Source organism: Intrasporangium sp. (assembly GCF_030452765.1).
In the GTDB taxonomy this organism is placed as follows: domain Bacteria; phylum Actinomycetota; class Actinomycetes; order Actinomycetales; family Dermatophilaceae; genus Intrasporangium_A.
The window spans coordinates 1-21,325 of sequence record NZ_JAKDLO010000039.1; the positions used below are offsets into that span (position 1 = coordinate 1).

General features: G+C 68.7%; 20 protein-coding genes and 1 tRNA gene. 9 read left to right on the forward strand and 12 right to left on the reverse strand.

What is annotated here, in order from left to right; all coding sequences use genetic code 11:
• Positions 1 to 68: 68 nt before the first annotated feature.
• Positions 69 to 866, reverse strand: a complete 798-nt coding sequence (locus tag L0H79_RS07030) for a hypothetical protein (protein WP_301483874.1) — start codon at positions 864 to 866, stop codon at positions 69 to 71.
• A gap of 299 nt (positions 867 to 1,165) precedes the next feature.
• Between L0H79_RS07030 and L0H79_RS07035 the strand changes: the two genes are divergently transcribed.
• The gene (locus tag L0H79_RS07035; RefSeq protein ID WP_301483875.1) at positions 1,166 to 2,389 is read left to right on the forward strand and encodes an acetyl-CoA C-acetyltransferase; all 1,224 of its coding nucleotides are present in this window, start codon (positions 1,166 to 1,168) and stop codon (positions 2,387 to 2,389) included.
• Positions 2,390 to 2,789: 400 nt separating this feature from the next.
• On the opposite strand, the gene L0H79_RS07040 is transcribed toward L0H79_RS07035, so the two are convergent.
• Positions 2,790 to 3,152: a hypothetical protein gene (locus L0H79_RS07040; protein ID WP_301483876.1), complete on the reverse strand. Its 363-nt coding sequence runs from the start codon at positions 3,150 to 3,152 to the stop codon at positions 2,790 to 2,792.
• Positions 3,149 to 4,027 carry a Bax inhibitor-1/YccA family protein gene (locus L0H79_RS07045; RefSeq protein WP_301483877.1) on the reverse strand — a complete coding sequence of 293 codons (879 nt, stop codon included), beginning with the start codon at positions 4,025 to 4,027 and terminating at the stop codon, positions 3,149 to 3,151. Before L0H79_RS07045 ends, L0H79_RS07040 begins: the two co-directional genes overlap by 4 nt.
• 113 nt (positions 4,028 to 4,140) lie before the next feature.
• On the opposite strand from L0H79_RS07045, the gene L0H79_RS07050 reads away from it, so the two are divergent.
• A tRNA-Leu gene (locus tag L0H79_RS07050) sits at positions 4,141 to 4,214 on the forward strand.
• 35 nt (positions 4,215 to 4,249) lie between these two features.
• Here L0H79_RS07050 and L0H79_RS07055 read toward each other — a convergent pair.
• Positions 4,250 to 6,481, reverse strand: coding sequence for a glycosyltransferase (locus L0H79_RS07055; protein WP_301483878.1), 2,232 nt, complete (start codon positions 6,479 to 6,481; stop codon positions 4,250 to 4,252).
• Positions 6,482 to 6,521: 40 nt separating this feature from the next.
• Positions 6,522 to 7,256 carry a hypothetical protein gene (locus L0H79_RS07060; protein WP_301483879.1) on the reverse strand — a complete coding sequence of 245 codons (735 nt, stop codon included), beginning with the start codon at positions 7,254 to 7,256 and terminating at the stop codon, positions 6,522 to 6,524.
• A 169-nt stretch (positions 7,257 to 7,425) separates the two neighbouring features.
• Between L0H79_RS07060 and L0H79_RS07065 the strand changes: the two genes are divergently transcribed.
• From L0H79_RS07065 to L0H79_RS07075, 3 genes are read left to right on the forward strand one after another with little or no spacing between them, the layout of a single operon-like run.
• Positions 7,426 to 8,364 carry a hypothetical protein gene (locus L0H79_RS07065; RefSeq protein ID WP_301483880.1) on the forward strand — a complete coding sequence of 313 codons (939 nt, stop codon included), beginning with the start codon at positions 7,426 to 7,428 and terminating at the stop codon, positions 8,362 to 8,364.
• Positions 8,361 to 9,719 carry an O-antigen ligase gene (locus L0H79_RS07070; protein ID WP_301483881.1) on the forward strand — a complete coding sequence of 453 codons (1,359 nt, stop codon included), beginning with the start codon at positions 8,361 to 8,363 and terminating at the stop codon, positions 9,717 to 9,719. Before L0H79_RS07065 ends, L0H79_RS07070 begins: the two co-directional genes overlap by 4 nt.
• A complete protein-coding gene (locus L0H79_RS07075; RefSeq protein WP_301483882.1) occupies positions 9,716 to 10,687 on the forward strand; it encodes a glycosyltransferase family 2 protein in 972 nt (323 codons plus the stop codon). The genes L0H79_RS07070 and L0H79_RS07075 overlap by 4 nt, the downstream gene beginning before the upstream one ends.
• A 57-nt stretch (positions 10,688 to 10,744) precedes the next feature.
• Here the strand turns inward: L0H79_RS07075 and L0H79_RS07080 are convergent, their stop codons facing one another.
• Together L0H79_RS07080 and L0H79_RS07085 are read right to left on the reverse strand one after the other, a co-directional pair.
• Positions 10,745 to 11,413 (reverse strand): polysaccharide deacetylase family protein, encoded by a 669-nt coding sequence (locus L0H79_RS07080; RefSeq protein WP_301483883.1) that lies wholly within the window; start codon positions 11,411 to 11,413, stop codon positions 10,745 to 10,747.
• Complete coding sequence (locus tag L0H79_RS07085) at positions 11,410 to 12,312, reverse strand: glycosyltransferase family 2 protein (RefSeq protein WP_301483884.1); 903 nt, start codon at positions 12,310 to 12,312, stop codon at positions 11,410 to 11,412. Before L0H79_RS07085 ends, L0H79_RS07080 begins: the two co-directional genes overlap by 4 nt.
• A 171-nt stretch (positions 12,313 to 12,483) precedes the next feature.
• Here L0H79_RS07085 and L0H79_RS07090 point away from each other — a divergent pair, with 171 nt between their 5' ends.
• The 4 genes from L0H79_RS07090 (at position 12,484) to L0H79_RS07105 (ending at position 16,620) form a co-directional block, all read left to right on the forward strand.
• Positions 12,484 to 13,365 carry a hypothetical protein gene (locus L0H79_RS07090; protein WP_301483885.1) on the forward strand — a complete coding sequence of 294 codons (882 nt, stop codon included), beginning with the start codon at positions 12,484 to 12,486 and terminating at the stop codon, positions 13,363 to 13,365.
• Positions 13,366 to 13,476: 111 nt separating this feature from the next.
• Positions 13,477 to 15,111: an acyl-CoA ligase (AMP-forming), exosortase A system-associated gene (locus tag L0H79_RS07095; RefSeq protein WP_301483886.1), complete on the forward strand. Its 1,635-nt coding sequence runs from the start codon at positions 13,477 to 13,479 to the stop codon at positions 15,109 to 15,111.
• The gene (locus tag L0H79_RS07100; RefSeq protein WP_301483887.1) at positions 15,108 to 16,334 is read left to right on the forward strand and encodes a pyridoxal-dependent decarboxylase, exosortase A system-associated; all 1,227 of its coding nucleotides are present in this window, start codon (positions 15,108 to 15,110) and stop codon (positions 16,332 to 16,334) included. The genes L0H79_RS07095 and L0H79_RS07100 overlap by 4 nt, the downstream gene beginning before the upstream one ends.
• Positions 16,335 to 16,377: 43 nt before the next feature.
• The gene (locus L0H79_RS07105; protein WP_301483888.1) at positions 16,378 to 16,620 is read left to right on the forward strand and encodes an acyl carrier protein; all 243 of its coding nucleotides are present in this window, start codon (positions 16,378 to 16,380) and stop codon (positions 16,618 to 16,620) included.
• A gap of 66 nt (positions 16,621 to 16,686) precedes the next feature.
• Here L0H79_RS07105 and L0H79_RS07110 read toward each other — a convergent pair whose 3' ends face one another.
• The 5 genes from L0H79_RS07110 to eno all read right to left on the reverse strand — a co-directional run bounded on the left by L0H79_RS07110 (position 16,687) and on the right by eno (position 21,144).
• On the reverse strand, positions 16,687 to 17,694 hold the full coding sequence (locus L0H79_RS07110) for an endonuclease/exonuclease/phosphatase family protein (protein ID WP_301483889.1): 1,008 nt from the start codon (positions 17,692 to 17,694) through the stop codon (positions 16,687 to 16,689).
• A gap of 10 nt (positions 17,695 to 17,704) precedes the next feature.
• Positions 17,705 to 18,670 (reverse strand): Ppx/GppA phosphatase family protein, encoded by a 966-nt coding sequence (locus tag L0H79_RS07115; RefSeq protein WP_301483890.1) that lies wholly within the window; start codon positions 18,668 to 18,670, stop codon positions 17,705 to 17,707.
• Positions 18,663 to 19,205, reverse strand: coding sequence for a DUF501 domain-containing protein (locus L0H79_RS07120; RefSeq protein WP_301483891.1), 543 nt, complete (start codon positions 19,203 to 19,205; stop codon positions 18,663 to 18,665). The genes L0H79_RS07115 and L0H79_RS07120 overlap by 8 nt, the downstream gene beginning before the upstream one ends.
• Positions 19,202 to 19,672: a septum formation initiator family protein gene (locus L0H79_RS07125; RefSeq protein WP_301483892.1), complete on the reverse strand. Its 471-nt coding sequence runs from the start codon at positions 19,670 to 19,672 to the stop codon at positions 19,202 to 19,204. The genes L0H79_RS07120 and L0H79_RS07125 overlap by 4 nt, the downstream gene beginning before the upstream one ends.
• Positions 19,673 to 19,842: 170 nt before the next feature.
• Positions 19,843 to 21,144 carry a phosphopyruvate hydratase gene (eno, locus tag L0H79_RS07130; RefSeq protein WP_301483893.1) on the reverse strand — a complete coding sequence of 434 codons (1,302 nt, stop codon included), beginning with the start codon at positions 21,142 to 21,144 and terminating at the stop codon, positions 19,843 to 19,845.
• Positions 21,145 to 21,325 lie beyond the last annotated feature (181 nt).

Sequence of the window (21,325 nt, forward strand, 5' to 3'; positions counted from 1 at the left end):
CCGGACCGGTCTCAGACCCGGCAGCCCTCGGTGGGCGCCCGGCCAGCTGATCCGGCCAGCTGATCCGGTCAGCTGGGCTGCTCAGATGGGCTGGTCGGCTGGGGCTGCTCTGTTGGGCCGGGCGAGGGCTGGACGACCTGGTCGGCGGGTGGCGCCGTGATCGCGAGGTCGTGGTTCCACTGCGAGAACGTCAGCTGGCTCGGGCTCTCCGTCGAGCCGGTGAAGCGGACCAGCTGCATCGAGTCCTTCGCGGCGTAGAGCGCGCCGTTGAGCTTGCCCGCCTTGTCGGTCAGCATCCAGCAGTCGACGCCGTCGACGGTCTCGGAGCGGACCCTGCCGTCCAGCCCACCCGCCCCGAGGGAACCGAGGATCTTCCTCAAGAAGGACCCCAGAGTGAGGTCCTTCGTGAGGGCGCTGTCACCCACCTGCGTCTTGACGAACTTCCCACCAGCTCGCTTGCCTGTCTCCGGGGTGGCCTGCTTCTTCCAGAACGCCTCGTCAGCCTGTACGTACGCGTCCTTGCCGATGACGATGATGTGGACTTTGCCGAGGCTGGGGGACTCGAGGTGGACGTCGGAGGTCTTGCCGTCGACCGTGCCCTTGAGGGAGATCCTGATCGTGCCGCCCCCCTGCTGCAGCTCGCCCTCGAAGGCGGCCGAGGTGGCAGCCACGACGTGCGCCTTGACCTCGCGGAGGATCTCGGCCGCTCCAGGGGTGCCGACCGTGGTGGGCGCCGGGCTGGGGCTGGAGGTCGCCGACGGCTTGGCCCGCGTCGTCGCCGCGTCGGACGCCGAGCACGCGGCGGCGGCCCCGGTGATGGCCAACGCGCCGACGAGTGCGACCGTGCGGCGGATCGTGCTGTTCATGCTTCCCCTGTTCCACGGTGCCCTATCGGGCCCAGGTGCGCGCAGGACTCGGCGCGACGTTTCGGGCAAGGGTAGCCGGACGCCGGGTTTGTGGCCCGAATCAGTGGCCGGCGCGCCCGAGATGCAACTCGGCCACCGCAGCCACGTCTACGACCAGTAGCAGCCCCCGATCGTTCAGCAGAAGCCCCTGATCGTTCCACACAGTGGGCGGGCGGACCCAGCCCTACCGTGAGGGGAGGTGGGCGGCATACGATCGAGGCGGGTGAGCGCCCGCTTACCCAGCTCACCGAGGAGGACCCGTGCCCGAAGCCGTCATCGTCTCCACCGCCCGTTCGCCGTTCGGGAGGGCCTTCAAGGGCAGCCTGAAGGAGGTCCGCCCCGACGACCTCGCCTCGACCGTCATCCAGGCCGCCCTCGACAAGGTGCCCGCGCTCGACAAGACCCTCGTCGAGGACCTCTACCTCGGCTGCGCGGAGCCCTCGGGTCGGCACGGCTCGAACATGGCCAAGGTCGTCGCGACGCTGCTCGGCCTCGACCACACGCCCGGCGCGACGATCAACCGCTTCTGCGCGAGCTCGGCGCAGACGACGCGGATGGCCTTCCACGCGATCAAGGCCGGCGAGGGCGACATCTTCGTGTCGGCCGGCGTCGAGTGCGTCTCGCAGTACATCGACTGGGCGGGAGCCGGCGGGGCCAAGGGCGACGTGCAGAACCCGCGGTTCGCCGACGCGCAGGAGCGCACCGCGAAGATGGCGCAGACCAACGAGACGTGGACCGACCCGCGCGAGAACGACGCGCTGCCCGACATCTACATCGCGATGGGGCAGACGGCCGAGAACGTCGCCACCGCCTACGGGATCGGCCGGGAACGGCAGGACGAGTGGGGCGTGACCTCGCAGAACCGGTGTGAGGCCGCCATCGGCCGCGGCTTCTTCGACTGGGAGATCACCCCGATCACGACCCCGGACGGCACCGTCGTGGCCAAGGACGACGGACCGCGTCCGGGCGTCACGCTCGAGGCGGTCCACGCGCTGAACCCGGCCTTCCGCGAGAACGGCACTGTGACCGCGGGCAACTGCTGCCCGCTCAACGACGGCGCCGCCGCCCTCGTCGTGATGAGCGACACGAAGGCCACGGAGCTCGGCCTGACCCCGCTCGCCCGGGTCGTGGCGACCGCCGCCACCGGGCTCTCACCCGAGATCATGGGCCTCGGCCCGATCGAGGCGAGCCGTCTGGCCCTGAAGCGGGCCGGCATGACGATCGGCGACCTGGACCTCTACGAGATCAACGAGGCCTTCGCCGCGCAGGTCCTCGCCTCGGCCGACGCGCTCGGGATGGACCACGACAAGCTCAACGTCAACGGCGGCGCCATCGCGATCGGGCACCCGTTCGGCGCAACCGGGGCCCGGATCACCGGCACGATCATCAACGCGCTGCGCGAGCGGGACCAGCAACTCGGCCTCGAGACGATGTGCGTCGGCGGCGGCCAGGGGATGGCGGTCATCTTCGAGCGGCTCTCCTGAGGCGCCGACTCGAGGGATCACACCGGGTTATCGACAACGCACCGGGTTTCTGACCGGTGGGTTGCCGTTTGCCGACAACCCGGTGCGTTTGGGCTGCCAACGGGAACGGGGCCGATTGACCTCACCAGGCACGTAGGCTCTCCATGTCCCGCAGCACCTGTGCCGCCTCGGCTCGGTCCTGTTCGTCGGGGCCAGCGCTTCGGCTTCGGCGCGAAGCACCCTTCGAGCACGCTCGCGAGCCGCGCCGATCAGGGCCGCCCGCACGGCCACCGAGACTGGTGTGCCATCGTGGGTCAGCGCCGCCAGGGCTCGAGCCGCATCCTCGTCGGGCCGGAATGTGATCGTGTCAGCCATACACACAGAGTGACACGTCGCGTGAGACAGGCTTCAGGTCGGATCCTCAGATGCCCAGCGCCAAGCCCTTCCGTATGTCGCTCAGCTCGCTCGCGAGGTCAGTGACGGGCGTCCCGGGCCGAGTCGCGAGAGCGGTTCGAGTGGCATGGCCGTTCCGAGACGCAGGTGGGAAGGCGGCGCTGTGGTCGTGGACCAGGACGGTGAGCTGGTCCATCAGGACCGCGGGCCCGAGGTCGGGCACCGGCATGGCGGCTCGGCTCCGGGAGTCCGCCACGTCGTCGGCGAGCCGTTGCACGAGGTCGGCGACGAGCGGCATACGGGAAAGCGCGTGGTCGAGCGGTAGCTGGTGCCACCGCTCGACCACGCGTGTCAGCTCGTCCGCGACCTCGCGCGGGACGGGTGAGCTCAATCGCGCAGGCGGGCGAAGAGCCGGACGAACTCGATGTAGAGCCAGACGACCGAGACGATGAGGCCGTGCGCCAGCAGCCAGGAGAACTTGCGCGGGGCGCCCGACTTGACGGCCTGGTCGATCGAGTCGAAGTCGATGGCCAGCGAGTAGGCCGCGAGGCCGGTGCCGAGCAACGAGATGCCGATGCCGAGCCAGCCGCTGCCGCCCAAGCCCCAGCCGCCGAGCACGCCGAACATCTGCAGGACGAACTGGAGCAGCAGGAAGATCATGTAGCCGCCGGCGGCGATCATGAACATGCGGCGGGTCCGGCTGGTGACCTTGATGATGCCCATCGCGTAGCCGGCGTACATCGCGGCGAAGGTGCACAGGGTCGCGAGCACGGCCAGGGCGATGACGCCCTGGTATTTCTCGATCGAGTTGATCGTGTAGCTGAACGCGCCGAGGAAGACGCCCTCGACGAGGGCGTAGAGGACGATGAGCGGCACGACCACGCGCTTCATGAACGCGATGGCGAAGCCGATGATCAGCCCGACGATCATGCCGCCGAGCCACAGCGGGCTGGCAAGCGACGGCGTCTGGTCGACCATGAACCACGTGACCCCGCCCGCGGCGACGAGCAGGACGAACAGGCCGAGGCTCTTCATGACGACGTCGTCGAGCGTGACCCGCCCGGTGTCGACCGGGCCGGCGCTCTGACGCGCGTACAGGTCGTTGAGCTGGTCGGCCGACATGGTCTGCTGGGCGGCGTATCCGGCGCTCGCCGCCTGGGTGCCCTGGTAGGGCGACCCCTGTGGGGGCGGGGCGTCGAAACCGGCGTACCGCTCCTTTTCGATCTGCTTGTTGAGCCGGTCGAAGACCGGGTTTCCACCTGCCATGTGCTGCGTGCCTCCCCGACACTTAGGGGCCACCCGTCGTGGCGACTGTCACCAGCCTAAACGTTCGAGCGGACACCCGGTGTTCCCGAGGGCTCGGCATACTTGGACGGCACGCCCCCGTAGCCCAACCGGCAGAGGCAGGCGACTTAAAATCGCTCGAGTGAGGGTTCGAGTCCCTCCGGGGGTACGGCGGCGGGGTCGAAGGCCGCTCCCCGCCCGCAGCTACGCGTTGGATGCGTCTGCCGCTACCGGCGCCGGAAGGCTGGACCGCTCGACGATGAAGCGGCTCAGCTCGGCCTCGTCCGTGAGGTCGAGGTATCGCTTGCCACGGGGGTCGAGCTCGTCGGGCGTCCCCCCGTCCGGTGCCGCGGCAGGCCGCTGCGTCCCGGTCAGCTCGTCGAACACCGAGACGTAGCCGCGGGCCTGGGCGGACCAGTCGAGCTCGGTGGCCACCCGACGGCGACCCTGCAGCCCGAGCCGCAGACGCAGGTCGGGGTCGTCGAGGAGCCGCTCGACCTGGTCCGCGAAGCCGGGCACGTCGCCGGTCTCGGCGTAGAGCACGGAGTCGCCGCCGGTCACCCGGGTCTCGAGCAGGTCGAACGAGACGCAGGGCAGGCAGTAGGCCATGTACTCCATCGTCTTGTTCATCGTCGACAGGTCGTTCAGCGGCGTCTTGAGGTCGGGGCCGACCCCGACGTCCGCGACACTGAGGTAGTCGGCGATCATGCCCTTGTCGGCCCGGCCGGTGAACGTGACGACCTGGTCGAGGTCGAGCTCGGTGCACCGGCGCCGCAGGTCCTCGTAACAGTCACCGAAGCCGAGCAGCCACGCGTGCACGTCCTCGCGGCCGCGCTTGTGGACCAGCTCCTCCATGACGTCGAGGACGGTCTCGACACCGTCCTGTGGTCCCATGATGCCGAGGTAGGCGAGCACGAAGCGGGCCGGCTTCTGGCTGGCCAGGTCGGAGTAGATGGGCCGCATGGTGCGGGTGTCGGGGCAGCTGCGCACCACGGTCACGTCCTCGGGGCGCCGGTCGCCCCTGCGCACCGCGACGGACTTGTAGGACTCGTTCGTCGAGGTGACCCGGTCGGCGGTGCGGAACGTCATCCGCTCGAGCCAGAGCAGGCCGCGGTACTGCAGGCGCTGCGCCCCACTTTTCGGCTGACCGAAGCGGGACAGGAACAGCTCCGGGTTGAGGTCGTGGTGGTCGAAGACGAAGCGGACCCCACGGGCGCGCCACAGCCTGGCCAGCGCCCAGTACGTGTCCGGTGGGTTGCAGGCCTGCATCACCTGGAACGGCCTGCGACGCCATACCTTGAGCGAGAGGCGCGCCGTCTGCAGCCACGAGTAGCCGAACTCGACGGCATACCCCGGCAGGCCTTGCGCCTGCGGAGCGGGCCGGTACTTGTAGATGTGCACGCCGTCGATGACCTCGTAGTTGGGGTCGCCCGGCCCCTTCGGGCAGATGACGCTGACCTCGTAGCCGCGGTCCGTGAGGGCCTGGCACTCGAGCCAGACCCGTCGGTCGAGCGGAACGGGAAGGTTCTGGACGATGATGACGACGTGCGTCTGGACAACCACGCTCGGATGGCGAGATGGTGCGAGCGACGCGAGCCTGAGCTTGGCCTGTGAGTACCCGTCCTTGCCGAGCAGTCGCAGGCCCAGGCGGCGCGCGCCCGCACGGAACCCGTCGCGGGCCGCACGAGCAGGCTGCCGCAGCAGCCGATCCTGGCCCAGGGCCAAGAGGCTTGGCTGTTCGGCGTCGTCGAGCAGTCCGTCGAACAAGGAGCGATATGCCCCGGGCGCCACGAGCCGACCACGCACCCGGTTGCTGACGTTGCTGCCGTGCACGACCTGGAGCCAACCGGGCGGGCCGTCGACCTCGACGGTCGGCATGATGCGGTGATACTCGTTGTGGTACTCGGACCAGGCTCCGACGGGGCTCTCCCACGACTCCCGAACGGATACGAAGGCGTTGCGCCGGTCGGTCCGGAGGTAGACGCCGGCCTCGCTCTTGATGAGACCCGTCGTGACGTACAGCGCGGCGCGGGGGGCGTCTGTTGCGACGGCCCTGATCCGTTCGGAGAAGTCAGCGGCGAGACCGTCGTCGTTGTCGAGGTTGGTCGTGATCAGGATGTCACCCTTGTGCTCGACCGTCTCTCGGAGGTCGGAGACGAGCTCCGCTGTGCTGACGGCAGCGCGGTAGACGGGGCGAAACAGGCCTCGCTCGACGAAGGGACGCATCCGCTCCACCAGCCAGTCCGGACTCTCCGGGTCGAAGTACACCAGCCAGTCCAGGTCGGGCCGCGTCTGGTTGGCGACCGACGGCGCGCAGTAACGCTCGAAGAGGTCGACCCGCCCGCGGAGCCAGCCCTCGCGCGCCCGGACATGACTCTCCAGCCCCAAGGACGGCAGGTTGAACCGGGTCAGGATGACGTGGTTGATCGTAGGCACGCCTTGAGAATCGCACGAGACCGCCGGACTTGTCCGAGGATCACCCCGTTCGGTCAGCCAAGACCGGCACCCGGTCCTGCCCGGCCGCCACGTCGGTTGCCTTGCGGCGACGGCGGCGACGTCGACGCCTCGGTCGACCCTCCCAGCGGCGCTCTCGCCACCGGTCGAACTGGACGACCAGGATCGTCGTCAGCGTCGCCCCCACTGCGCCCACCCCGACGGCAACGCGTCCGCGACTGCCGCCGACGTAGGCGACGACAGGGCTAGCGGGCGACGCCAGCGAGGTCATCTGCATTGTCTGCGCGATCCCCAAGTCGTCCTGGCGCTGCTCGAGAATCCCAGCCAGACGCGCCTTGATCCGCTGCGCCTCGCTTCGGACCTCGTCTTGTGTCGGTCCCACGACCTGGACGTCGATGTCGGGTGTCGTGAGGAGCGGCTGCCACTGGCTCCCGTAGTTGGGCACACGAACTCTGCTGCCCCGCCTGAGCCCTTCCCCGTAGAGCGTCGTGTCCGCGGAGGCCAGCAGGGGTTCCCGCCTGCCCGCGTTGTACTCGGTCACGATGAGGCCCGCCATGGCCCCCATCCCGACATGCGGGTCCTGGATCTGGTTCTGATAGAACTCATTTCGAGGCGCCAGCAGCGTAAAGGTATACCGGATAAAATAAACACCTGACTGGTGGGTCGCCACGTAGAGTGCCGCCACCGTCAGCAGAGCGCCGAGCAGCATGAGGTACCAACGGCGGAGGACCACCAGAAGCAGATCGCGCGATGTCATGTATCCGTCGTCTCGTCGTGGTCGGCGGAGCTTCACCGCCACCTTCATGCTGACACGAGCGCCATCGGAGGATGCCGGAAACCCGAGATCTGTCCGGATCGCTGTGGCACGATCGAGGTGTGACTCGGTCGGAGGGGCCGGGGACGATGCCAAGGGGAAGGCAGGCTCGATGGAGCTCAATCCGTTCTGGGCTGCACTGGTGCGGCGCTGGTACCTCACCATCGCTGGGGTGGTGATCGCGGTTGCCCTCACAGCGCTCGTGGTCGTCGAGATGGGGCCGAGCTACAAGGCAGAGGGAGCCATGCTTCTTTTTCCGCCCACCGAGACCACGAAGAGCCAGACTCAGCTTGAAACCCAAGGCAACCCATACCTCAATCTGGGCGGACTGACCCAGGCTCGGGATGTTCTCATCCGTGCGCTCAACGCGCAGAACGCACTCGAGCAGTTCGCCGAGAAGGCGCCTACTGCTTCCTACGCACTCGCACCTGACTACACGACGAGCGGACCACTGATCGTCATCGACGTCAAGGCACCCACGCCAACTGCGGCACTCGACGGCCTTCAGACGATGATGACCATGATCCCGGGCACCCTCAAAGCGCTCCAGTCCGGGCTCGACATCGAGCAGTCCGCTTACATCACGGCCATTAAGCTCACCGCTGACAGTAGGCCCGAGATCGTGCGCAGCAGCCAACTGAGGACCGGTATCCTCGCGGGCGCGGTCAGCGTGGCTCTCATGCTCTTCCTCGTGGGCCTGATTGACGGCCTGCTCGCTGCCCGTTCGGCTACCGGGGCGTCTGGCGCCAGACACGGGAGTCGGAGGCGGTCGAAGCGGGACCGCACGCCCGGCGCTCTTGCCCGGCCGAAACCAACCCAGCCCGATCCACGGTCGGATGCACCGTCACCTGAACCCGACCCTGACCTGCCGGTGGTGAAACGGCGGCCGGCCCCGCCATCGGCAACAGGAACGCCGGCACGGCCACCGGGGGCACCAACGGGAATACAGCAAGGCGCCAGCGGCGCGTCATCACGTTCGTCCGAGGCTGCGCCGGTAGAGGGCGAACGACCCGCCGCACTGGACAAGCACGAGCCGATGCTGACGACATGACCTCATACGTCGGTCCCAGCCACGGGCCGGACGCTGTCAGCATCCTGACGACTTACCTGTGTCTTCTGCTGGCGATCCCTGCCCCGATGGTTGTCCCCGCGCTCGGCTCGGCGGGCGCCCCGGCAATGATCCTTGCCCTCGGGGCTTTCTGCTGGTGGCTGTGGTTCCACATTCACCGTGATGAACCACTCTCCACTGGCCGACAACCCGTCCGCGCAGCGGTACTCGCATGGCTGCTCGTCATGCTTATCGTCTATGCTCATGCGATGGCAGGGCCGATGGTCTCGGACGAGATCAGTCCTGCGGACAGTGGAGTTCTCCGCCTCGTCGGGTTGTGTGGCTTGGTGTTGGTCGCCAACGACGGGATCCCGTCCCTGGAGCGTCACCACACCCTTGCTCGGCGGATTGTCCTCGGCGCTGGCATTGTCGCGCTCCTTGGGCTCTTCCAGCTCGTGACGCGACGTCTTTGGGTCGACGAGATCAGGATACCAGGGCTCACCAGTGCCTCCGAGTGGACGATTGCCAGGCGGAACGGTCTGGTGCGCCCGAGCGGCACCGCTACTCATCCCATCGAGTACGGTATGGTGCTCACCTGCGTGCTTCCCTTGGCGATGGCCTTTGCTCGATCCTCGCCGACCCGACGGTGGCTGTTCCGGTTGCTGCTCGGCGCGATTGGGATAGTCGTCATGGTGGTCATCTCCAGGTCGGCGTTGATCTGTGGGGCAGTCGCTGTCGTCGTGATGGTGCTGTCCTGGCCACTCATGGCCAAGCTGAAGGCCTTGCTCATGGCTGCAGGCATGGTCGCGATCCTGTTTCTCACCGCACCGGGTGTGCTCACCACCATCACGGACCTCTTCACCGGCATCGAGGACGACCCCAGTGTCGCGTCACGCACCGGAAGCTACGACCTCGCAAGCGAGTTCATCAGCCGTAGCCCGATCCTGGGACGAGGCTTCGGCACCTTCCTGCCGAAGTATTGGATCCTCGACAACGGGTATCTCGGCCTGTTGATCGAAGGCGGAGTGCTCGGTCTCGGCGGGTTGCTGGTGCTCATAGTCGCCGCTCTGATCCTCGCGCACAGGGCCGCACGCTTGGCTACCAATGAGTTCGAGGCGGACGTGGCGCGGGCGCTCACGGCTGGCGTTGCCGCCGGAGCAGCTGGACTGGCCTTCTTCGACACCTTCGGGTTCCCGCAGTCTGCCGGGGCGTACTTCCTGCTCGTCGGCATGTCCGGAGCCCTCTGGCGTCTCTCCCGCGACAGGGTTCGGGCTGAGGCGACGGCGATCCGACGCACAACGGCGGATCAGCCGAACCGGACGGATCGGCCAGGCAGACCAATGGGATCTCCCAGATGAGTGGGCAACCCACCAGAGAACAAACCGTCTCGGACACAGTGGGTGCCGGTGTGACGCCGCTCGGGCAGGTGGCCGTCGTCGTCGTCCTGTACAATAGCGCGTCGCTCATCCCTGGGCTGGTCCGGTCGCTCGGGGAAGGTATGGCAGGACTGGCCTGGCATCTGATCGCCGTGGACAACGCGTCCACGGACGGTGGACCGGCTCTGCTGCGGGAACTGTCCCCCGAGGCGACCGTCGTCGAGACGGGACGCAACGCCGGCTACGCCGCCGGGATCAACGTCGGTGTCGCATCGGCACCACCCCATGCGGCGGTCCTGATCCTCAACCCCGACGTGCGCCTCACCCCCGGATGCGTGGCAGAGCTGCTCCGAGCCGTCCGGGAGCCGGGCATCGGCATCGCGGTGCCACGGCTCGTGGATGCCGAGGGCGAGCTCATCCTGTCCATGCGGCGAGAGCCGACCCTGAGGCGCGCCTTCGCCGACGCCGTGCTCGGGGCCAGCCGAGTCGGGCGGTATCCGACGCTCGGCGAGGTCGTCACCAGTCCGCACGAATACGAGGTCGAGACCGTCACAGACTGGGCCGAGGGCTCGACCCAGCTCGTCAGCGCGGACTGCTGGGCTGCGTGTGGGCCGTGGGACGAGTCGTTCTTCCTCTACTCGGAGGAGACCGACTTCGACCTGCGCGCCCGTGACGCGGGCTTCTCGACCCGCTACGTCCCAACGGCACGGGCCGTGCATCTCGAGGGCGGATCCGGCGCATCGCCAGGGCTGCGCGCCATGATGGCGGTCAACCGGGTGCGCCTCTTTCGGCGCCGAAACGGCAGGGTTCGCGGCGGCGCCTACTGGTTCTCGATCCTGCTTCGTGAGGCGAGCCGGGCAGCGATCGGCGACCGGGGCAGCCACCCCACCGTGCGCGCCCTGACCAACCCCAGACGTTTTCGCGATGTCCCGGGTCCCCACTGGCTCTGACAGCGACCCCGCCTGACGGGCCAGGTCGGCCACCGTGTGACAGGGCTCGGGCTCAGCTCACCGCAGGCGCTTGGCCACGCCGACAGCCTCGCGCTTGAGCCGCTCCAACGAGCCGGGCGGACGGAGCACGGTCGTGCGAACCGACTCGACGGTGTCACCCCGGCGGATGCTGTATCGAGGCTGGATCCACGACCCGGCTCGCGCCGGACGGCGGTCGCTCGTGTGCACGGCCCGGTAGCGAAGCTCCTTGAGGGAGTGCAGCACCGTTCGGTCGTACTGGCCCATCGGCAGCGCTGCCTCTTCCACAGCAACCCCCAAGACGTCCTCGAGGCATTCTCGGGCCTCGACGAGCTCACGATGACGCGTCGCGACGTCCATCCTGCGCCAAGATCGGTGATCCAGCCCGTGTGTCCCGATCGTCATGCCGTGGTCACGCAGGCGACGCACGTCGTCCGACGAGAGGCTGCCCGCGGCGTCCAGTCGGCCGGCCAGGGCGAAGAAGGTGGCCGTCATCCCCCGGCGTGACAGGCCGGGCAAGGCGATGTCGACATCAGAGCTGTTGCCGTCGTCGAAGCTGATCCTCACGTCGGTCCGCCCGGCAACCTCGTCGAGGATCTGTTCGTAGAGACCCGCCGAGATCCAGTACTGGTCCTCCCCCGGCTCGAGCGGGCGGCGCGGAGCACCGATGCCGTGGAAGCAGATGTTGACCAGGGCGGCCCGGGTCATCGGGTCGACCTCGGCTCGGAAGGAGGCGGCACGTCGGCGCGGGTGGACTCGTCCCGGTGCCAGGTCATGTCGTCCTGCGGCGACCGGCGGGCGAGGAGCGCAGCGAGCAGGGTGATGACCGCGTAGACAGCGCCCGCTGGAGCAAGTCGAGGGTCGGGCAGCACGACGTCCCGCAGCCAGGAAGTCCGATCCGACGGGCGCACCTGCACCTCGAACCGCCGTCCGTCACCGGCGCGGCGCATGGCTGCGTTGCCACGCCGCACCCGCACGAGGCGATTGACAAGGTCACGCGTGCGAAACGGTGTCGCGACCGTGGTGACGACGGCCTCGACCACGACCTTCTCCCGATCCGAGAACAGCGAGTCGAGGAACAGGTCGTCAGCAACCATGTCCGGGAAGCGGTCGAACCGTTGCCGCGCCCGTTCGGACAGGACGATCGCCCCGCGTCCGAACAGGGCGTGGTCGAACGCGGGTAGCCGGCCGCTGACCGCGAAGTAGGCCCGCACCGGCCATGGACGCCCGGTCAGATCAAGCGCTCGGCGCGGCGCGGCTGCCAGACGGGCCCGAGGGGCGTCACCGACCGGTTGCTCGCTCGGGGACAGCGCTTCGACGAGCAGGCGGACATCGTCTGCGGTCACCATCATGTCGGCGTCGAGGTAGAGGCGGGGAAACCCCACCGCGACCTCGTCCCCGGCGTTGAGCGCGGCCGGCTTGTTGGCCTGATCGATATCGACGACCCGGACCGGACGGGATGACGCAATGGCCGCTGTTGCGTCGCTACAGCCGTTCGGGACGACGGTGATGTCGAGCTCGTCCGGCTGCGCATCGGACAGCAGCGCGTCGAGGCAACGACCGATCACGCTGGCCTCGTCGTGGGCGGCGATGACGACGCTTGTCATGACACACCACAGGGTGGATGGGCAGGACACAGCACAGGCCGACACCTCGATCGCAGGGAACTGGGCCGCAACGGTGAGAGGCCCAATGCAACGGTAGGTGAACGGAACCCATCACGAGGCAGGTTTGGAGAACCCCGGACCTCGACGGGTGACGTGACGTACCGTGACGTCATGCCCGTTCAACCACCGGTTGATCGACCGGTGGAACTCGGCCCGATCAACTCCACCGACGTCGAGCGGGTGGCCGCCTTCCTGAGCGACCACCTGAACAGCCGTGTGTCCGCGACCGCATGGGCCGCAGCGATGACGCAGCACTGGGTGGACGATGCCCCCAACCACGGCTTCCTGCTGCACAGTGGCGAGGACGTCGTCGGGGCCTATCTGGCGTTCTACTCCGAGCGGGAGATCGACGGTCACGTGGAACGCTTCTGCAACCTCGGTGCCTGGTGCGTCCTGGAGGACTACCGGTCTCACGGTCTGCGGCTCATCAGGGCCATGCTGGCGCAACGGGGATACACGTTCACCGACCTGTCTCCGAGCGGCAACGTCGTGCCACTCAACAAGCGCCTGCGCTTCACCCTGCTCGACACGACCACGGCCGTCGTGCCGAACCTGCCGTGGCCGACGCCGGGCCGCGGGGTCAGGATCACCTCGGACCCTGCCACGATCCGGGCAACCCTGTCCGGTCGCGACCTGCAGATCTTCGACGACCACGAGGACGCAGCCGCAGCCCGGCACCTCCTGGTGACCGACGGGGGCCAGTCGTGCTATGTCATCCTGCGCCGCGACCGCCGCAAGCGGCTGCCGATCTTCGGCTCGATCCTCTACGTCAGCAACCCGGACCTCTTCCACGACGCCACCCGCCAGATCTCGCGGCACCTGCTGGTGCGGCACGGCGTGCTGGCCACCCTGGCAGAGCTGAGGGTGGTCGGCCCGCGCCCTCGCGCGTCGCTCATGCTGCGCAACCCTCGGCCGAAGATGTTCAAGAGCGACCGTATCGTGGCGGGCCAGGTGGACTACCTCTACAGCGAGCTGACGAGCGTCGCCTGGTGAGACAACCACCTGACGAGGACAGCACGACCTGACGAAGAAGTGCCCATATGGCGAGACAGAGCCATGTGGTCAAGCAGCGCCACTCGGGGGAGCAGTGGCAGGAGGGAATGGATGATGAGGACGAGCCTGCACCATCTCGTGACGGAGCGAGCGGCGACGCATGCGCAGGCGCCTGCGCTCACCTACAAGGACGAGACGTGGAGCTACGGTCGTCTCCAAACGTCGATCGACCAAGTCGCGTCGGGCTTGCACACACTCGGTCTGGCCCGCGAGGATCGCGTCGCAGTCTTCCTCGACAAGCGGCTCGAGACAGTCGCGGCGATCTTCGGGACGTCAGCCGCCCGGGGGGCATTCGTACCCGTCAATCCGCTCCTGCGGCCCGCGCAGGTGGCCTACATACTGGCCGACTGTGGGGTGCGGGTCCTGGTGACCTCGGCCGAGCGGCTCACCCTGCTCCGGGAGGAGCTGACGAAGTGTCCGGCACTGGAGCACGTCGTCGTGGTGCCGTCGGCAACCGGGCGGGACCAAGCCATAGCCCGGCCACAGACCGACGGTGGCTCGTACCACGTGCACCTGTGGTCGGACCTGTTCACGGATCACGGCAGCCAACCCACCGCGAACACTCCCGGTCGCCCCGTCGACCAGGACATGGCCGCAATCCTCTACACGTCGGGGAGCACGGGCAAGCCAAAGGGCGTCGTGCTCAGCCACCGCAACCTCCTCGTCGGTGCGGAGAGCGTGAGCGAGTACTTGGGCAACACGTCCGAGGACGTGATCCTCTCGGTGCTTCCCCTGAGCTTCGACGCCGGCTTCAGCCAGCTGACGACCGGGTTCTCCGCCGGCGCCCACGTCGTCCTGATGAACTACCTGCTGCCCTGGGATGTCGCCCGGCTCTGCGTGCGGCACGGGGTGACCGGCCTGACCTGCGTGCCGCCATTGTGGATCCAGCTGGCCGACCTGGACTGGCGAGGTGAGGCCACCACTCGACTTCGCTACTTCGCCAACACGGGCGGGCGGATGCCGAAGACGACGTTGGACCGACTCAGAGCCCACTTCCCCGACGCGAAGCCGTTCCTCATGTACGGCCTCACCGAAGCATTCCGGTCGACCTACCTGGACCCCTCGGAGGTTGATCGCAGGCCCGACTCCATCGGCAAGGCGATCCCCAACGCCGAGATCCTCGTCGTCCGCCCGGACGGCTCCCCGTGTGACGCGGGCGAGGAGGGGGAGCTCATCCATCGGGGTGGGCTGGTTGCCATGGGCTACTGGAACAATCCCGAGCGCACCGCCGAGCGGTTCCGCGCCGTGCCCGGCAGCGAGTCCGCTTGGCGGGTCCCCGAGATCGCGGTGTGGTCGGGCGATACCGTCGTCGCCGACGACGAGGGTTTCCTCTACTTCGTCGGCCGCAAGGACGAGATGATCAAGACCTCGGGCTACCGGGTCAGCCCCACAGAGGTCGAGGAGATCGCCTACGACACGGGGCTGGTCCGTGACGCTGTCGCCGTTGGCGTCCCCGACGAGACCCTGGGTCACCGGATCGTGCTGTTCGCGACCGGGCTGAACGGCCCGGACCTCGAGGTCGCTGCCCTGCTCGGGCTGATGCGCCAGCAGATGCCGCTCTACATGGTGCCCTCCGCAGTGGTCGTTCGCGACAACCTGCCGGCGTCGCCGAACGGCAAGTTCGACCGTCCACTCCTGCACGAGCAGGCCGTGGCCATGACGACGGAGGAGGTCGTGACACCGTGACGGCACACGATGCCATCGCCACCTTCGGCACGGTTGACGGACAGCTCGCGGTCGGGGGCATCCCGCTCGAGCGTCTTGCCCAACGCGTCGGGTCCACGCCGTTCTTCGCATACGACCGGGCCCTGCTGGAGCGCAGGATCGCCCTGCTCCGCGCGACCCTGCCGCCCGACATCGAGCTGAGCTACGCGATGAAGGCCAACCCGATGCCTGCCGTCGCCCAACACATCGCCCGACTCGTGGACTCCATCGATGTCGCCTCTGCCCTGGAGCTGCGAACCGCACTGGACACCGGGATGCAACCCGAGCGGATCAGCTTCGCCGGTCCGGGCAAGACCATCGCCGAGATCCGTCAGGCCGTCGCCTCCGGCGTGGTCATCGAGGTGGAGTCGTCGACCGAAGCGGGCCGGGTCGTGGCGACGGGCGAGGATCTCGGCCTGCGCCCCAGGCTGGCGGTGCGGGTGAACCCCGACTTCGCCATCAAGGGGTCCGGCATGCGGATGGGGGGAGGATCCCAACAGTTCGGCGTCGACGCGGAAGCGGTTCCTGCTCTGCTGGAGTCCCTCGCATCAACGGACATCGACTTCCAGGGCTTCCATATCTTCGCCGGCTCGCAGAACCTGCGCGCCGAGATCATCTGTGAGGCCCAGCGCAGGACGGTGGAGCTCATGCTCGGTCTGGCCAAGGCATCCCCCTGGCCCGTGCGGTACCTCAATCTCGGTGGAGGGTTCGGGATCCCGTACTTCGAGCGGGACACCCCTCTCGACCTCGAGGCCGTGGGAGCCAACCTGGCCTCGCTGCTGGAGGACGAGATCCGGCCGAACCTGCCCGAAGCGCGCACCGTGATCGAGCTCGGGCGCTACATCGTCGGCGAGTCCGGCATCTACGTGACCCGGGTCGTGGACCGCAAGGAGTCCCGTGGGCAGGTCTACCTCGTCGTCGACGGTGGCATGCACCACCAGCTCGCTGCGTCGGGCAACCTCGGACAGGCGATCCGCCGCAACTACCCGGTCGCCGTGGGCAATCGGATGGAGCAGACCGCGCTGACGAAGGTCAATGTCGTCGGCTGCCTGTGCACGCCACTGGACCTGTTGGGGGACCAGGTGCCGCTGCCCGAGGCTGACATCGGCGATCTGGTGGTGGTCTTCCAGGCCGGGGCGTACGGTCTGACGGCAAGCCCCACGGCCTTCCTCGGGCATCCCATGCCCCCTGAGATACTGGTCTGAGCGAAAGGACATCATGCAGACACGCAGCTCCACCCTCGATGGCGTGATCACGACCATCGTCGAGACACTCGGGATCCAGGACCGCGCCGACACGTTGACCGAGTCGACACCCCTCTTCGGGAGTATGCCCGAGCTCGACTCGCTCGCGGTCGTCGAGATGGCCACCTCTCTCGAGGAGCGCTTCGGCTTCTACATCGAGGATGACGAGTTCACCGGTGATCTCTTCGAGACGGTCGGCACCCTCGCCGCGTTCGTCGAGGCCAAGCTGGAGTCGAACCAGGGGTGACCTGCGCCCCGGGGTGACGGGATTGACATGATGCGCGGCTTCCGAGGCCGACCCGTGCAGCAACTTTCAGCTCGCCGCGCGTCGGATGGTCGCCAGGACGCCGAGGTGGTCGGCGCCCGGCGTCGCCACCCGCGCGACCTCGCTCACGACGAGCTGGCGTGACACGAACACGTGGTCGATCTGGAAGACTGGCGGCACGGTGATCCCGAAGCGCTGCTCCCGCCCCCCCACCGGGAACGTCGGCTGGAACCCACCGTTCACCGCGACGACCGCATCGGTGAAGCCGATCGATGCGAGCGCCCGCAACGGCCAGTGGTCGAGGGTCGCGTTGAGGTCGCCGGCCACGATGGTCGGATCCGGGTCGCCGGAGAGACCGGCCCCGACCGCACCGACCACGCGCGCTCCGTCCTCCTGCCACTCTCCAGGCCGGTAGGGCTGCGCGGGATGCAACGCGTAGAGGGTCACGTGGCCAAGCGGGCTCGTCGTAATGTGCACCGATCGACTACCCCCGCCGTGCAGCGTAATCGGCTCATCCTCCGCCAGCGGGTAGCGGCTGAACGCGACAGCCCCACCTTCGCGGTCGGCGACGTATGGCAGATCGTTCGGGATCGATGATTCCTGTACGCCGGTCCACTGCTTGGTCCCCATGTCGCACAGCACGAGGACGTCGACCTGTCGATCCCGAACTTCGCGCGCGAGGGCCAATACGTCGCCATACTCAAAGTTCTGAGTCATCACGACGAGGGGCTCGCCGCGCGCGGCCGGCTGCGCCCCGACGAACAGGGGGGCCAGCCACATGAGGTGCAGCGCGGTCGCGACCAGCCCAACCGATGCGAGGACGGCGCCGAGCAGACGGGGACCACCGCGGTGGGCCACCGCAAGGGCGATGGCGATCACGAGGAGGGCCACCGCCGGCGCAAGTCCGAACGGCGTGAACGCGACGAGCTCGAGGCCGCGCGCGCTTCCTGGGTCGGTGAGCCGTGGCACGGTGAGCAGCCCCGTCCCGAGCAGTGCCCCACCGGCGAGAACCCACAGCAGTGCGCGCCATACGACGCTCGCAGTCCCCCGTGCCATGACGACCAGCTCACTCGGCCAGCGAGCGGGCGATGCCGTCGAGGATGTCGTGCTCCGAGGCGATCACGGTCCGGATGCCCGCCACCGCGGCGACTCGCTCGATGACGCGGCTCCAGATGAGCGCGCCGGCGCCGATGACGTCGACCCGCCCGGGGTGCATGTAGGGCAGCGCGGCGCGCTCGGTCCGGATCAGGTGGAGCAGGTCGTCCGAGGCAGCCAACGCCTCGCTCACCGGCGCCCGGGACAGGTGGATGGCCGTGGGGTCGTAGGTGCGCAGCCGGAGCCGGTGGGCGGCGATCGTGGTCACGGTGCCGGCCAGACCGACGAGGGCTCGGACGCCTCCGAACGGGACGACCTCAGCCGCTTCGTCGATGGCCGCGTCGATGTCGCGGCTCGCGGCGGCGATCTCGCCGGGCGTGGGCGGGTCGCTGACGAGGTGGCGCTCGGTCATCCGCACGCAGCCGATGTCGACGGACCGCTCCGCCTCGACCGAGGCGGTCCCGCGGACGAACTCGGTCGACCCGCCGCCAAGGTCGACGACGAGGTAGGGGCCTTCGACTCCTGTCGCGACCAGGTCTCCGGTCGCACCGGTGAACGACAGACGGGCCTCCTCGTCGCCCGAGACGACCTCGGGATCCACCGGATCACCCCACTGCTCGAGGAACGCGGCCCGCACGCCGTCGACGAACTCGGCGGCGTTGCGGGCGTCGCGCGACGCCGACGTCGCTACGAAGCGGACGCGCGTTGCCCCGAGCGAACGGCACTGGGCGGCATACTCCTTCGTCATGGCGAGCGTGCGCGTCATCGACTCCGCGGCGATCATGCCGGTCCGGTCGATCCCCTGCCCGAGCCGCACGATCTCCATGCGGCGCACGACGTCCTCGAGTGTCCCCGCAACAGGGTCGAGGTCGGCGACGAGGAGCCGGATCGAGTTGGTGCCGCAGTCGATCGCGCCGACGCGCGTGGTGTCAGCCATGTCGGGCCTGCGCGTCCTGCGCGGCGTGCTGCTGCGCGCACGACGTCGGCGACCACCAGTCGCCGAGCATCTCGAGTGCCTCGTCCCCGAGCGGGTTGACGCCCCGCCCGGCGGCGAGCGAGTGCGCGACGAGGACGTGGAGGCACTTGACGCGCGTCGGCATGCCACCGGCCGAGACCCCCTCGATCTCGGGGATGTGGCCCAGCTCCGCGCGGCTGGCCAGGTAGCGCTCGTGGGCGTGCTCGTATGCTGCTCGCAGCGTCGCGTCGCCGTCGATCCGCTCGCTCATCTCCCGCATCAGGCCGCTCGTCTCAAGGGTGCTGACCGCCCCGGTAAGGCGCGGGCACGTGGCGTAGAAGGTCGTGGGGAAGGGGGTGCCGTCGGGCAGGCGCGGCTCGGTGCGCACGACGTCGGGCTCACCACAGCAACACCGGTGCGCGATCGCGACAACACCCCGGGGCGGTCGGCCGAGCTGTCGCCGCACGGCCGCGAGGTCTGGGTCGCTGACCTGACCGTCTGGCGTGTCGGCGGTCATGGTGCGCCGGGCCGGTCGCTGGTCGTCGCGTCGCGGGCGATGCGGCCCGTCGCGCCGGCCGCGGGCCGGTCCGCGATCTGGATGGACTGCCAGAGCTTGCCGTACCACGGGGACGACTCGTTGGCCAGCGGCGCGGCGACGATCGGCAGGTGATCGGCCTGGGCCGACTCGTCCGAAGGCAGGCCGATCACCGTGTAGGACTTCTCGCCCACCTTGACGAACTTGAGCCGCTCGCGGGCCTGCTGCTCGATGTAGGCCGGGTCCTGCCAGAGGGCCGCCTGCCGTTCGAGGTCGGCCACGTCGACGTGCTGCTGCGTGACCGTGTCGCGTAGGGCGGCCACCTCGTCCTGCTGCTGCAGGACCGAGCGGAGCGTCGGCACGAGCGTGACGGCGAGCATGACGACGATGCCGACGAGGATCGCGCCCCGCACCCACGTCGTGGACGGCGGGGGCGAGGGTGGTTGCACGCTCCGCGTTCGCGCGGCGCTGGCGGGGCGCTCACCTCCACCTCGGGGGCGGCTCGCCCGGCCCCCCCGCCCCCCGGGGCGGGGGGCCCCCCGCCGGCCCGGTGGGCGGGGGGCGGCGCCCGCGGGGTTCCGTCCCGGGCGAGCCGGCGTGCGGTCGGCCATCGTGCCGCTCAGGCCTGCGTGGCGTAGCGGGAACGGTCGAAGCGTGGGAAGGCCCCGGCTCCGGCGTAGAGCGCCGCGTCGTCGAGCTCCTCCTCGATCCGCAGGAGCTGGTTGTACTTCGCGACCCGCTCGGACCGCGCGGGGGCACCGGTCTTGATCTGGCCACAGTTCGTCGCGACGGCCAGATCGGCGATCGTCGTGTCCTCGGTCTCGCCCGAGCGGTGGCTCATCATGCAGCGGTACTTGTTGGTCTGCGCCATGGTGACGGCGTCGAGCGTCTCGGTCAGGGTACCGATCTGGTTGACCTTGACGAGCAGCGCGTTGGCGATGCCGCCCTGGATGCCGCGTCCCAACCGCTCCGGGTTGGTGACGAAGAGGTCGTCACCGACGAGCTGGACCCGTTCCCCGAGCTTCTCGGTGATCGTGTGCCAGCCGTCCCAGTCCTCCTCGTCGAGGGGGTCCTCGATCGAGACGAGCGGGTAGGCGTCGACGAGCTCGGTGTAGTAGTCGGCCATCTCGGCGGCCGACTTGCTGGCCCCCTCGAAACGGTAGCCGCCGTCCTGGTGGAACTCGGAGGCGGCGACGTCGAGGGCGAGCGCGATGTCCGTGCCCGGGGCGTAGCCGGCGGCCTTGATCGCCTCGATGATGACGTCGAGTGCCTCTCGGTTGGACTCGAGGTTAGGCGCGAAGCCGCCCTCGTCGCCGAGGCCGGTCGCGAGACCCCGATCGTGGAGCACCTTCTTCAGCGCGTGGTAGACCTCGGTCCCCCAGCGCAGCGCCTCACGGAAGCTCGGCGCGCCGATCGGCGCGATCATGAACTCCTGGATGTCGACGTTCGTGTCGGCGTGAGATCCTCCGTTGAGGATGTTCAGCATCGGCACGGGCAGCACGTGCGCATTGGGGCCGCCGACATAGCGGAAGAGCGGCAGCCCGGCCGACTCGGCGGCAGCGTGGGCGACGGCGAGGGACACGCCGAGGATGGCGTTTGCCCCGATGCTGGACTTGTTGGCAGACCCGTCGAGGGCGATCATCTCCCCGTCGATGAGCCGCTGTTCGCTCGCGTCGAACCCGACGAGGGCCGGGTTGAGCTCCTCGATCACCGCGTCGACGGCCTGCTCGACCCCCTTGCCGAGATAGCGGTCCGAGTCCCCGTCGCGGCGCTCGGACGCCTCGAACGCCCCCGTGGACGCGCCGGAGGGCACGGCGGCCCGGGCGAACGTGCCGTCGTCGAGCCGGATCTCGACCTCGACCGTCGGGTTGCCGCGTGAGTCGAGGATCTCGCGGGCGCCAATCTCCTCAATGCTGGCCACAGAGCTCTCCTGGGTGCCGACTCCTTGTTGGAGTCTCTCGGGGTGCACGTACGCGTCGAGCCTAGCCCGTCGCTCCACCGCGGGCCGGCAGCGACTCGAGCCGATCGGCCACACTTCCCATTCCGTCCGAATACAGACATACCTCGCATTATCGATAAATGGGCGGTTCCTCTGACATTCA

What these genes read in the sequence shown, in the direction of transcription:
- L0H79_RS07090 (WP_301483885.1), top strand. Translation starts at nt 12,484, where the DNA reads ATGCCCGTTCAACCACCGGTTGATCGACCGGTGGAACTCGGCCCGATC.
- L0H79_RS07030 (WP_301483874.1), bottom strand. Translation starts at nt 866, where the DNA reads ATGAACAGCACGATCCGCCGCACGGTCGCACTCGTCGGCGCGTTGGCC.
- L0H79_RS07060 (WP_301483879.1), bottom strand. Translation starts at nt 7,256, where the DNA reads ATGACATCGCGCGATCTGCTTCTGGTGGTCCTCCGCCGTTGGTACCTC.
- L0H79_RS07070 (WP_301483881.1), top strand. Translation starts at nt 8,361, where the DNA reads ATGACCTCATACGTCGGTCCCAGCCACGGGCCGGACGCTGTCAGCATC.
- L0H79_RS07075 (WP_301483882.1), top strand. Translation starts at nt 9,716, where the DNA reads ATGAGTGGGCAACCCACCAGAGAACAAACCGTCTCGGACACAGTGGGT.
- L0H79_RS07065 (WP_301483880.1), top strand. Translation starts at nt 7,426, where the DNA reads ATGGAGCTCAATCCGTTCTGGGCTGCACTGGTGCGGCGCTGGTACCTC.
- L0H79_RS07085 (WP_301483884.1), bottom strand. Translation starts at nt 12,312, where the DNA reads ATGACAAGCGTCGTCATCGCCGCCCACGACGAGGCCAGCGTGATCGGT.
- L0H79_RS07110 (WP_301483889.1), bottom strand. Translation starts at nt 17,694, where the DNA reads ATGGCACGGGGGACTGCGAGCGTCGTATGGCGCGCACTGCTGTGGGTT.
- L0H79_RS07115 (WP_301483890.1), bottom strand. Translation starts at nt 18,670, where the DNA reads ATGGCTGACACCACGCGCGTCGGCGCGATCGACTGCGGCACCAACTCG.
- L0H79_RS07095 (WP_301483886.1), top strand. Translation starts at nt 13,477, where the DNA reads ATGATGAGGACGAGCCTGCACCATCTCGTGACGGAGCGAGCGGCGACG.
- L0H79_RS07120 (WP_301483891.1), bottom strand. Translation starts at nt 19,205, where the DNA reads ATGACCGCCGACACGCCAGACGGTCAGGTCAGCGACCCAGACCTCGCG.
- L0H79_RS07080 (WP_301483883.1), bottom strand. Translation starts at nt 11,413, where the DNA reads ATGACCCGGGCCGCCCTGGTCAACATCTGCTTCCACGGCATCGGTGCT.
- L0H79_RS07045 (WP_301483877.1), bottom strand. Translation starts at nt 4,027, where the DNA reads ATGGCAGGTGGAAACCCGGTCTTCGACCGGCTCAACAAGCAGATCGAA.